The organism is Robbsia betulipollinis (genome assembly GCF_026624755.1).
Taxonomy (GTDB): Bacteria; Pseudomonadota; Gammaproteobacteria; order Burkholderiales; family Burkholderiaceae; genus Robbsia; species Robbsia betulipollinis.
On the sequence record NZ_JAPMXC010000012.1, the window covers coordinates 72093 to 84559 of the forward strand.

8 protein-coding genes, 1 pseudogene and 1 other annotated feature are annotated in these 12467 nt (G+C 56.1%); of the genes and pseudogenes, 6 read left to right on the plus strand and 3 right to left on the minus strand.

What is annotated here, in order from left to right; translation table 11 throughout:
- Positions 1 to 828 precede the first annotated feature (828 nt).
- Positions 829 to 1062, minus strand: coding sequence for a hypothetical protein (locus OVY01_RS21925; protein ID WP_267849738.1), 234 nt, complete (start codon positions 1060 to 1062; stop codon positions 829 to 831).
- A 211-nt stretch (positions 1063 to 1273) separates the two neighbouring features.
- Positions 1274 to 2425 (minus strand): glycosyltransferase family 4 protein, encoded by a 1152-nt coding sequence (locus OVY01_RS21930; RefSeq protein ID WP_267849739.1) that lies wholly within the window; start codon positions 2423 to 2425, stop codon positions 1274 to 1276.
- A 673-nt stretch (positions 2426 to 3098) separates the two neighbouring features.
- On the opposite strand from OVY01_RS21930, the gene OVY01_RS21935 reads away from it, so the two are divergent.
- The 3 genes from OVY01_RS21935 (at position 3099) to OVY01_RS21945 (ending at position 6369) form a co-directional block, all read left to right on the plus strand.
- Positions 3099 to 4343, plus strand: a complete 1245-nt coding sequence (locus OVY01_RS21935; protein ID WP_267849741.1) for a glycosyltransferase family 4 protein — start codon at positions 3099 to 3101, stop codon at positions 4341 to 4343.
- 311 nt (positions 4344 to 4654) lie between these two features.
- Positions 4655 to 5671, plus strand: a complete 1017-nt coding sequence (locus OVY01_RS21940; protein WP_267849742.1) for a glycosyltransferase family 4 protein — start codon at positions 4655 to 4657, stop codon at positions 5669 to 5671.
- 461 nt (positions 5672 to 6132) lie between these two features.
- Entirely contained in the window at positions 6133 to 6369 is a 237-nt protein-coding gene (locus OVY01_RS21945; RefSeq protein WP_267849743.1) for a hypothetical protein, read from the plus strand.
- 85 nt (positions 6370 to 6454) lie between these two features.
- On the opposite strand, the gene aptA is transcribed toward OVY01_RS21945, so the two are convergent.
- Positions 6455 to 7783, minus strand: coding sequence for an omega-aminotransferase AptA (gene aptA / locus OVY01_RS21950; protein ID WP_267849744.1), 1329 nt, complete (start codon positions 7781 to 7783; stop codon positions 6455 to 6457).
- A gap of 140 nt (positions 7784 to 7923) precedes the next feature.
- Between aptA and OVY01_RS21955 the strand changes: the two genes are divergently transcribed.
- The 3 genes and pseudogenes from OVY01_RS21955 to OVY01_RS21965 all read left to right on the plus strand — a co-directional run.
- Positions 7924 to 9402, plus strand: a complete 1479-nt coding sequence (locus tag OVY01_RS21955) for an aminotransferase-like domain-containing protein (protein ID WP_267849745.1) — start codon at positions 7924 to 7926, stop codon at positions 9400 to 9402.
- 686 nt (positions 9403 to 10088) lie between these two features.
- Entirely contained in the window at positions 10089 to 11195 is a 1107-nt protein-coding gene (locus tag OVY01_RS21960) for an acyltransferase family protein (protein ID WP_267849746.1), read from the plus strand.
- Positions 11196 to 11398: 203 nt separating this feature from the next.
- A pseudogene (locus tag OVY01_RS21965) lies at positions 11399 to 12467 on the plus strand (IS3 family transposase); the annotation flags it as partial.
- Positions 11677 to 11793: a sequence feature (AL1L pseudoknot), on the plus strand. It overlaps the preceding pseudogene by 117 nt.

Here is a 12467-nt window from a genome sequence, read left to right on the forward strand (position 1 = left end):
CCGGTGTTTCGTGACCCTTTCGTGAGGGTTTCTTCAGCGTTCCCACCGTCAAGCGTTTCCAGAGCGAGCGCCCGCTTCAGGAACACAACCCGGCCCAGCGCAGCGTCTGGATCGGGGACTTGTTTCTAGGATTGGGGCTAGGATATTTCGCGCAGATTCGTGGCGAAACGAGGAATAGAGGTGGCATTACCCCCCACTTCTACGCGGGAAGCAAAATGAGGAATTAATTACCGGAAAAAATGCGAAAAAACGAGTCTGGAGCTGAAACCGTTAACTTTTAACGACGAAAATTCGTGCCTGCTCCGAAAAAAAATCGTCTAGAACACAACGGTTGTCCGTAAAACGAGGGTTTTTGGCCCGCATCAAGGATGAAATAACTTAAATTTGCCTAGGCAAACATAAAATCGTGAAAAGGTAAAAAATACTTGTTTGGATGGTTTTTTTGTTTCTTGGAAAACCGGGCGTGTGGAAAATGCCCTTCGAGGAGGCCGTTTTCCGTGTCTACGGGATGGATGTCAGGCGTGACTCGGCCGAGGCGGTCAGTGGCTTGGCGCAATTATTGCTTCATCGCCCGTGCGGTTTTGACGAGGATGTGTGAACGCGCAATCTGCGCCCGTCCGGAGAAGGCAAGTCGAAACATGACCATCAACGGCCAATGCCGGAAATAATATTCTGCATAACTATCTAATATAGTTCTACAGAATCATTTTTATTGCCTGCGGTCGTGCGGATGCGTACGTTCGATTTGCTACCGGAAAAACAAGTGCCGTGCTGTATGTGAAACGATCAGGCCCGACGGAATTATCTTTAATTGGCCAATCAGGCCAGTTAATTCAGCCACCATTGCGACTTGTGTCCGTCTTCATAGGAATTGAATCGGTCGCTTCCCTTCGGGTAGGGATTCTGTTTTTTATCGACCACGGCGTCGTTTGCGCCCTTCTGCCAGGCATCCTGCATCAGCTTGGCGTTCGGCGTTTCTTTGCGCGAATTCAGTAGCGTATCCAACGATTCCAATACGCGTCGGAAAATCCTGATTTCGGAGAAATTGGAGACGGCTATCATGGTGGTGATCCTCTGTACATCCGGAGGTCATGTCCCAGAGCGTCCCTGGTTTCCTGCCGGCATGTTCACAAGATACCGATTGCCGTCTTTCGCTACTGTGCGCGACGCCACGGAAACCGCATGAAAGTTTAAATGGGGAAAAATACGATACGGCTTTGCGGAACGGGCAGGGTATGGGCGTGACGGCGAGCGTCGCCGCCGAACCCCAGACTCACGCGCGAGACATCGCCATCGAGTCGACGCAGTTTGTCGCCAGATTGAACCCGCCGACACTTTCCAGCTGCTTGACGACCGCCTGGCAGTAAACGTCCGGGTTGAAGTTCGCGCATGCCGTCGCATAGGCACGTACCACAAGCTCCGCCACCATGTCGAGATTTTCCCGGAGCATATCGATCTTGCTCGACAGATCGCGCACGTTGCCGGGCTCGACGAATGATCCGTCCACCTGGTCGGTGATGATTTCCAGGGCGCCGCCCGCCGCGGTGGCGATGATGGGCCGCCGGGCAAGCATGGCTTCGACGATCACGCGACCAAACGGTTCGGAAGCGATGGACGTGTGCGCCACGATATCCATCGCGCGCATCAGGCCTGGTATATCGCTTTGGAAACCCAGGAAATGCACCCGATCCTCGATGCCGAGTGTTTTGACCTGTTCTCTTAACTGCGCTTCGTATTCGTCTTCACCGAAAAGCGCGGCGCCAACCAGGACGGCATGGACGCCAGGTTTGTTAGCGATTGCTTCCAGCAGAACATGCTGCCCTTTCCACTTTGCGAGACGACTGAAGGCACCGACCAGAAAAGCCTCGGTCGGCAGGCCATAGCGCCGGCGCAAGACGGCGACCGGTATTTTGGCCGCCGCATCGAACGGGCCGGCATCGATCCCGTTGTAAATGACGCTGATGCGATCCGGCGGCAATCCTGCCAGATCCTGGAGTGCCTTGGCGGAAGCCTGTGAATTCGCGATGACATGCGTGATCATCGATTTCGACAGCCATTTGATGACCCGCAGCTTGTTGGGGTCGAAGTGATCGGGCGAGACGATATCGCGCAAGTGCCACACGACGGGCCGATGGGAGAACGCGCCGGCAAGTGCGCCGATCACCATCGCCTTCTGGGTATTGGCATAGATCAGGCGATGCGAACGTGCCAGGCGGATGACTTCCCAGGCGAGTTTCACGACGCCGCGCAGGGCCCCGGCAGGCAGCGTGCGGCCGCCTTGCTTGTGCAGGTTGGAAAAGCCGCGCGGGCTCGACACGGTCACATCGACGTTGGCATCCTGCAGGATCTGGCGGAAGGGACCGTCGGAAAACAGGACCACATTGCAAAAGTGGCGAATCCGCTTGCAGACTTCAAGCAGGGACAACTCGGCCCCGCCTAGCGAGCCGCTTTGGTCCAGGACAAGGATGAGCTTTTCGCATGGATGCGTGGCGGGTGACGGTCTTTCGTCTGGGTCGTGGGTTGGCATATATAAGTCTCGTCCACTTAAAGGTTTGGCAGAAAGTGGCGCGATAGCTTCCGGACAACTATCTTCACCTGAACTCTATTGGGAATATGCCGATGCTGTCGGCGAACTGATCGGGATTCGGCGGATACCTGTGAAACATTGCGGCACCTACCATTTCCTTACCGATAATTTATGAAACATCGAAGATACTTTGCTTTCATGCCTTACAGACTACAACAAAAATTCGAGCCTAGACAACAATCGTCATTAATTTTTGTTTCAGCGGAACGGTCGTAATGCGTCTTGGATCGGGTATTCGAGGACGATTGCGCCGGTAGCAAAAGCGCAAGACCGTGGCCTGTCAGAACAAGGTTGCGCGGAGATGGCGTGGCTTTCACTGCACTATGTGGGCGAACGTACCGATGCCAGCGTGCGCAAGGACGACACTGCATTCAATCGCTGCGTAATCCCATGTCAATGGGAGGAATGCCAGCCAGTCGCCGGTGGCCGTGCATGGTCGAAAGATCGATGCCGCTCTTGCCCTATCGCTGAATACTATTGAAATAGGCTGACGTTGATCATGCGTGTACTAATGCTGCATCAGGCTGACGAGACGGGCGAGGCGGAGCGCGGGATGTTCGACCTTTGCACGCATGCGAACTTCGACTGGAGCGCCGCCTTGTTCGCGAAAGCGTCCTGCAAGGCGCGATTCGAATCGCCGGGCAAATCCGTGGAAATCGTCGCCTCGCACGGGTTCGATACGCTGCGCGATGGCGCGGTTTTTCGTGGCGTGCTGAATTTCGCACCGAAGGCCCGCGGCGTCGTGCAGCATCTGACGAAGGCGGCCCAGGCTGCCGATGTCGTCCTCATGAGTGGGCATAGCGCCCTCGCAATGGCCGCGGGTGGCCTTGCAGGGGCTCTCGCGGGACGCCCGGTCGTCTGGTATGTGCAAGACATCATCGACGAAAAACAGGTCAGCAAGTGGGAGTTGCAGGTGCTGCGTGTCGTTTCCAAGTGGATGGTATCCGGTGTGATTTGCCACTCCCACGCGGCGAAAAAATCCTTCGTATCGCTGGTGGGCGCGAGGTCGTCCCATATCGAAGTCATTCATCCCGGTGTCACCACGGCGGCGTTCGACAGCGCCATGAGCTGTTCGAAGGCCCATGCCCGGTCGATGTTTGGTCTGCCGGAAGAGGCGTATTTGATCGGCTGTTTCGATCGCCTGTCGCCGCGCAAAGGACAGCACGTCGTGCTCGAAGCCTTGGCGAGGGATGCGGACACGCATGTGTTGATGACGGGCGAGACGGTCCCTGGTGCTGAACAGTACGCTGCCGAACTGAAGCTGAAGATCCGGGAGTTGGGTTTAACGCATCGTGTACACTTTGTCGGTCGGCAGGCCGACGTTCCTGTGCTGATGCGTGCCGTCGATGTGGTCGTCAATGCCTCGACACAGCCGGAGGCTTTCGATTGGAATGTCGTCTCGGGAATGCTGGCAAGCTTGCCGGTCATCGCGAGCAGAGTAGGAGCCAACCCGGAAATCATCCAGCATATGAAGTCCGGTATCCTGGTCAAACCGGAAGACCCGGAAAGTTTGCTGCGAAGCATGCAAATGCTACGTAATAACCCAGAGTTCGCGGAGCGCCTGGGCAAAGATGCCGCGCTGCGTGGTCGGGCCCGCTTCTTGCCGGAATCCTGTGTTCAGTCCGTCACCGCATTTTTACGTCGGTATGCCGTTGCGGGGCGCACGCACAGGGCCTGGCCGGTTGGGCGGTCCGCTACGTCTGCTACAGACGCCACGGAACGTGGATTGGCAGTCAATATCAACACAATGAAGTAACGGTCCAGAACGCCATTGGAGTGAATTCAGCCGAATCTTCAGTACGTATTGATGAGCCTTGAGTAACAGTTGATTTTTGATAAAAGATAGAAAGGCAAGTCATGCGTGTACTGATGCTGGATCAAACTGGACAGATGGGCGGTGCGGAATTCGCCATGCTCGAATTATGCGAGCGAGCGCAGTTCGACTGGCAGGCAATCCTGTTCGAGGATGGTCCTTTTCGGGAAAAACTCGCCGCGCTTGATCGGCGGGTCGACATCGTGTCGTCCCACGCGGTCAGCAGCGTCAAGAAGGACGGGCAGTCCCGCTCCGTGTTGAAGGCCGTCGGTGGCGTGATCGGCATGATCAAGCAGGTCGCGAAGATCGCGACATCGTGCGACATCATTTACGCGAATACACAAAAGGCCGCCGTCGTCGGCGCCTTTGCCGGAAAATTCGCGCGGCGGCCGGTCGTTTGGTATTTGCACGACATCATGACCAGCGAGCACTTCGGGAAATTCCAGCTGCTTGTCATCAAATACGTTTCACGTCACCTGCTGTCCGGGGTGGTGTGCAATTCCGTGGCGTCGCGCGATGCTTTGGTGAAGCTGACGGGACTCGATCCAACTCACTTGCCGGTGGTGTACAACGGTATTCCCGCGGAGCCTTTCGACCATGCGGAGAGCGAGCCGGTCGCTCTCCTGCGCGAGCGGTTCCGGCTTCCCAAGGATGCGTTCCTGGTGGGCTGCTTCAGCCGGCTGGCGCCGTGGAAGGGGCAGCACGTACTGCTCGACGCCATTGCACGCGACGCTGACACGCATGCCGTCCTCGTCGGCGCGCCGTTCTTCGGCTCCGAGAAGTATGCAGAGCAATTGCAGCAGCAGGTCAAGCGCCTCGGTATCGAAGCACGGGTGCACTTCGCCGGATTTCAGGCAGATGTGCCGCGCATGATGCGCGCAATGGATGTGGTCGCGCATACATCGATCGCACCCGAACCGTTCGGCCGCGTGATCGTCGAGGGCATGTTGGCCGGAAAACCCGTGATTGGCTCGAAGGCAGGCGGTGTGACGGAAATCATCGACGATGGTCGCTCCGGATTGCTCGTGAACCCCGACGACGCTGCTGCTCTGTCGAACGCCATCACGGCGTTACGGCACGACCTGGCGATGGCGCATCGCATCGCGATGGCGGGACAGGCGAAAGCCCGGGCGAGTTTCACGCCGGCCGCGCACTGCAGAAAAATGACGGAAGCCTTGATGAATCACCTGAATTCGCCCCGGCGGGGCGCATCGGCGGTTCACATGACGCAATCCGGGGAACCTCCCGAGGCGGACGGACCCGAGCGTTGATCGACGGCCGCCGGGCCGATGCCCATCGGGTTCGCTGTCGCGGACGTTGCATTTATTATTTGCGCCAATCCGATGCGAAATGCATCATGCTTGGCGTCGATGCCTTGCACTGCTTTGTCGCCTCCCGAGACCGTCTTTTCGGCGCTGCGATAATGCGCTGAATGCGCGCCTTCGCACCGAACTCTTTTGCCCCCTCTGCGATTCTATGGCGATGTGGTGCCTCGTTGTCAGGCTGCGGGTGGAGAGAGTTTCTCGAAGGAGGGAAGTATGAAAGCAATGAACCACATCGCGATCATAGGTGCCATGGACCGCGGACAGTCTCCTTGCCACCGGACGCGACAGAAAATCGGCGTGCTGCCCGAATCACCGCTGGCGATGACCGGCACGAGGCCAATCCCGCATCTCGCCCGACTGTCCCGGCGCGTTGCCCATACCCCCTCCTGGCGTTCGCGTCTGCCGATATGATCGAGCCTCTCTGCCGTTACATCGCGATTTTCGCGTTGCTCGTTCGCATCGGGATGTCGTTCTACATGGGCCGGACCATGCGAAAAGAGGCGAACGGGCTGAACGCGTCGGCACAAACATCGGCCCGCACGCTGCGCTCCGCCCTGTTGTTCATGAATATCTGGGTGGCGATCGCGCTGACTTTTTGGCTCACTGCGCTGCTGCATGCGGAGCTGTCGCCAGACGCCCTCTAGGGCGACCGGCGAGGGCGGCCAGCTAGGGCCAATGTCTAGGAGCGGCCGACGAGCGACGACCTGCAGTGCCCGAGCATCACGTCAATCAATCGACCGTCGCGAGCACTTTGCGCACCGTATCGAACAAGGTGTGAATTTGCGCCTCGTCAATGATCAGCGGTGGCGAGAACGCCAGGATATCTCCGGTGTAACGGATCAGCACGCCCGCCTCGAAACACTTCACGAATGTTTCATAGGCCCGCGCGCCGGGCGCCCCGGGACGCGACTCCAGTTCGATTCCCGCGACCAGCCCGAGATTGCGGATGTCCTTGACGAAGGGCGCGTCGCGCAGCGCATGCACGGTTTTCTCGAAAAACGGCGCGAGGCCCGCCGCGCGCTCGAACAGGCCTTCGCCGCGGTACAGGTCGAGCGTTGCGATGCAGGCTGCTGCGGCAGCCGGATGTGCGGAATAGGTATAGCCGTGAAAAAGTTCGATGGCATTCGGCGAACTGCTGTCGACGATGGCATCGTGAATTTTGCGATGCGCTGCGACCGCGCCCATCGGGATGGCGGCGTTGTTGATCGCCTTGGCGAGCGTCAGGATGTCCGGCGTCACGCCGAAATATTCTGATGCGGTGGCTTTGCCCAGGCGCCCGAATCCCGTAATTACCTCGTCGAAGATCAGTAGGATGCCGTGCTTCGCGGTGATTTCCCGCAGCTTTTGCAGATAACCCTGGGGCGGTACCAGCACGCCGGTCGAGCCCGAGACCGGTTCGACGATAACGGCGGCGATCGTCGACGCATCGTGCAGGGCGATCAGCCGTTCGAGGTCTTCCGCCAGATGCGCGCCCCAGACCGGCTGGCCTTGGGTGAAGCTGTTGTGTTCGGGGTTGTGCGTGTGCGGCAGGTGATCGACGCCCGGGATCAGATTGCCGGAATAGGCTTTGCGGTTCGGCCCGATGCCGCCGACCGAGATGCCGCCGAAGCCCACGCCGTGATAACCGCGCTCGCGTCCGATCAAGCGGGTACGCTGTCCTTCGCCACGCGCGCGGTGATAGGCGATCGCGATCTTCAACGCGGTATCCACGGATTCCGAACCGGAGTTCGTGAAAAAGATGCGGTCGAGTCCCTCCGGCATGAGTTCGGCGACCTTGCTGGCGGCCTTGAAGGCGAGCGGATGCGCCATCTGGAAGGTAGGCGCGAAGTCCATCGTCTGCATCTGCGCGGTCACCGCCGATACGATCTGCTCGCGGCCGTGCCCGGCGTTCACGCACCATAGGCCGGCACATCCGTCCAGGACTTCGCGGCCGTCGGACGAGCGGTAATACATGCCCTTCGCCGATTCGAGCAGGCGCGGCGCGGACTTGAATTGGCGATTGGCGGTAAACGGCATCCAGAACGAGGACATGTCGTTGATGACGGGACGTGAGGTCATGTGCGGTTCTCCAGGGAAGGCTTTACTCTAGCGTCGATCGATTTTTGGCGGCATAGACAGTTGCGCGACACTTTACCAAACTGTGTTGGCTTGATTTCGCAACTGTGTTGATGAGGGTCTGCTCGCGCTATGCTTCAGGTATGAACGATTTCGACATCACCCTGGACCGCCGCGGCACACGCGCCGGCGCCGCGACGCTGGTCGAGCAGCTGGTGCGAGCGTTCCGAGACGCGATCGCGTGCAAGACGCTGCGCGCCGGTGGCCGCCTGCCTTCCGTGCGCGAGCTGGCACGTGGGCAGGGACTCAGTACTTTCACGGTATTGGAGGCGTACGGCCGACTGGCGTCCATGGGCCTTATCGTCGCCCGTCGTGGAGCGGGCTACCGTGTGAGTTTTGCGGGCGAAGCCGGGCAGGACAGCAGGGGCGGTCGCGTGACTGCCGAGCGGCCATCGCCGACGGTATGGGAGCCGCCCGCGCTCAATGCCGGTTGGCTGCTGTCGGACGTTTTCGCCGACCATTCGGTGCCGATCAAGGCGGGCTGTGGCTGGTTGCCCGGTGAATGGATCAATGAAAGCGGGATGCATCATGCATTGCGCGCGATCGGTCGCGTGCCCGGGGCGCGACTCGCCGACTACGGTCAGCCATTCGGTTTCGCGCCATTGCGCGAGCGCGTCGCCGAGCAATTGGGCAGCCACGGGCTGCCCGTTGATCCGGGCGTCAATGTGCTGCTCACGCAGGGCGCCACCCAGGCGCTTGACTTGATCGTACGCACTTTGCTGCGCGCGGGGGATACCGTCGTGGTCGAGGATCCATGCTATTGCAATCTGCTGCAGATATTGAGATTGGCCGGGCTGCGCGTCGTTGGCGTGCCGCGCACGCCGGCCGGCCTCGATACCGAGGCATTGGAACGGCAGGTGATCGCGCACCGGCCGACGGCGATCTTTATCAATACCACCTTGCAGAACCCGACGGGCACGACATTCGGCATGGCTTCGGCCTTTCGTGTGCTGCAAATCGCGGAGCACCATGGCATGTGGGTCGTCGAGGACGACGTGAGCCGCGAACTGGCGCCTGCCGGTGCGCCGTTGCTGGCGGCGCTGGAAGGACTGCGCCGCGTGGTGTACGTGGGCGGGTTCGCGAAGTCGATCACACCGGCCCTGCGGTGCGGTTATGTGGTCGCCGAGCAGGCGGTGCTGCGGGAGCTGGCGCGTACCAAAATGGCCGTCGGTTTGACGTCGTCGGACATCGGCGAGCGCATCGTCGAGAAGGTGATAGCCGAAGGGCGTTACGCGCGTCATCTCGATACCATCACCGAGCGTTTGCGACAGGATCACGCAAGGGTCGAGGAGCGCATGGACGCCCATGGCATCGAATTGTTTCATCGGCCGCGGGCCGGGCTCTTCGTCTGGGGACGTCTGCCGATCGATGCCGGCGCGGCAGCGGAGACGGCGACCCGTGCGCTGCGGGACGGCATCTGGCTCGCACCCGGGTCGTATTTTCGGCTGGAGGATGCGCCCAGCGCGTGGTTTCGTTTCAACGTGCCGTATTCGCTCGACGATGCGCTGTGGCGGTTTATTGGGGGGCTTGGTGGGGAGGCGTCTGGTGCGTCTGCGGCTTGATGCTTGACTGCGGATGATGTCCCGGGATCACTCAATATTCAACCATCACGCCGATGATTTATAGCGGTTCGGTATCGCTGTGTAGCACGCTTCGCCGTGACGAAGTCCCAAGGTGCGGTGCGATTTCTGATTCGATAACGGCTGACTGTACTTTTATTTATGCCTAGTGCAAACATTGTCTTTCATAATTTTTAAAATTGGAATATTCTCTAACAAATGCAATGTGAAGTATTAAAAATGATACGTAAAAAAATAAAATTAATTCCATACCTCAAATTTTTGATATTATAGTATAGTGTCCTGCGGAAATATCCGGCGTTATATTTCGATTAAATGAGCGCAATACAACAAATTTCTGCGTATCAAAATAACCTATTTAGTAAGGCGAATGGGAAAGCGTTTCATGCAAGGTCAACATCCATGGCCAGACATGATCATGTATCGTTCCAGGGTGAAAATTCAATCCATATTTTGAGAATAATTCCAAAATGTCATGTTAGGAAAGTAAAAATTTTATTTTAATCTAGCGAGTACGCAAAAATTTTTGAAATCAATTATGGCAAAGTAGGTAAAAATTTTTGTAAGTTTTTAGATATTTTATATTTATTTTGCCATTCTGTGCATATGTGAAAAAATATATGTTTGGCAAATTTATACAAAGCCCCTTTACTACATAGAGATGTGGAATGAATCATAAAAAGTATATATTTCTCGACGGCCTGCGAGGCATTGCAGCTCTGCTGGTTGTGATTCTTCATACCGGGAAGTTCTGGGGATGGCAACCTGCTCACGGATATCTCGCCGTTGATCTATTTTTTCTACTCAGCGGGTTTGTTATAGCTTACGCATACGAAGGAAAGCTAAGTGCTGGTCTAATAAATAAGAGACAGTTCGTTTCTATTCGACTGGTGCGGTTATATCCAATATTTTTCCTGTCATTAATTTTCTCGGCAGCGATTGCCGCCGGGCGTGCAATTTTGGCACACTACGCTGATTTGCTGACAATTCCGCAAATTTCTGTATCGTTTATATTGAATGTTTTTTTTATTCCGTCACCCATAAAAAATAATGAAATATTATTTCCTCTTAATGGCCTATATTGGTCTTTATTTTACGAGTTGTTGGTAAACATAATTTATGCAATTGTGCGACCAGTTCTAAGTACAAAACTGCTTCTTGCGATAATTATGGGTGCAGCTTTTATTGTCTTTGGTGTTGCAACGGTGCATGGTGATATGAATATCGGTTTCAATAACGATTTTGCTTCGGTTGTTGCCGCATTTGGTCGATCAATATTTGGAATATTTCTTGGTGTTTTAATGTTTAGGAAAAAAAGCTTTTTTCTAGATTACATAAATAATGTTTTGCATGTCACCATTAAACCGGCTTTTGCTTTTTTAGGTATAGTGGCGATTATGATAATGCCAGATTTTTCATCATTAAATGCATTGTCGGATGTGCTTGCTGTTATATTTTTTTTCCCGTTATTGGTATTGCATTGCATTGAAGGAACGACAAAGCGCTGGGGACGGGCAATGCTTATTTTGGGAGCGGCAAGTTACCCAGCTTACGTACTGCAAGCACCTTTCGCTGCTCTTGCCTATTTTGGAATTGGTAAAGGTGTGGTCGAGAAGCATGCACCATTTTATGGAATGGTTTTTCTTTTTTTTCTGATTATAGCATCTGTTGCTCTGGAGAAAAAATTCGATATTCCACTTCGCCAATGGTTTTCCGCGCGGTATATTAAAAAATCAAATAATTCAAAGCGCACTGATGAACAATCATCATCATAGGGATTTCGCGATTAATTAATTGGAAATTTACTTTGTCTCAAGATAACGTATTGCGGAGGTTAGATAACCGTGTTGACATGACATCGAGACAAGATGAGAAGCATGCCGAATCGCCGCCATATGGACGAACGTAAAAATGAAGAGATGCCTAACTGAATCGCCCCGGATTTTGAGGAGGCACCAATTCTTGAGAGAATGGTGTCATGACGAAGACAAACAAATTTTCCCCAGAGATGCGCGAGCGGGCCGTGCGCATGGTGCAGGAACACCGTGGCGAGTACCCGTCATTGTGGGCAGCGGTCGAGTCCATCGCGCCGAAGATAGGCTGCGTGCCGCAGACGCTGCTGGATTGGGTGAAGCGCGACGAGGTTGGTAAGGGGCAGCGCGAAGACCTGTCAAGCGACGAACGAGAGCGCCTGAAGGCGCTGGAGCGCGAGGTCAAGGAACTACGCCGCGCCAACGATATTTTGAAGACGGCCAGCGCGTTTTTCGCGCAGGCGGAGCTCGACCGCCGCTTGAAGTCGTGAAGGCGTATATCGATGGCCATCGGGATGCATACGGGGTCGAGCCCATTTGCAAAGTCTTGCAGATTGCCCCGTCGTGCTACAGACGCCACGCGGCCCGGCAGCGCAACCCGGCGCTGCGATGCGAACGGGCCCAACGCGACGACCGGCTGGTGGCAGAGGTTGAGCGGGTCTGGAACGCGAATTGGCAGGTTTATGGTGCCGACAAGGTCTGGAAACAGATGAACCGCGAGGGCATCCGTGTTGCACGGTGCACGGTAGAACGTCTAATGAAGCGTCAGGGTTTGCAAGGCGCACGACGCGGCAAGACTGTGCGTACAACGACGCCGGATACATCCGCGCCATGCCCGTTTGACAGGGTTCAACGCGTGTTCAGGGCTCAGCGCCCGAACCAGCTATGGGTGTCGGACTTCACCTATGTCTCGACCTGGCAGGGATGGGTGTATGTCNCGTTTGTCATCGATGTCTTCGCACGGCGTATTGTCGGTTGGCGGCTGAGCCGCGCGATGCNCACAGACTTCGTTCTTGACGCCTTGGAGCAAGCTTTATATGACCGTCGGCCCGCTGCGTCCGACGCCCTCATTCATCATTCGGACAGGGGGGCGCAATATGTTTCCATTCGTTATACGGAGCGACTCGCCGAAGCTGGCATCGAACCGTCGGTGGGGAGCCGTGGCGACAGCTACGATAATGCGCTGGCTGAAACCATCAACGGTCTGTACAAGACGGAACTGATTCATCGTCGAGC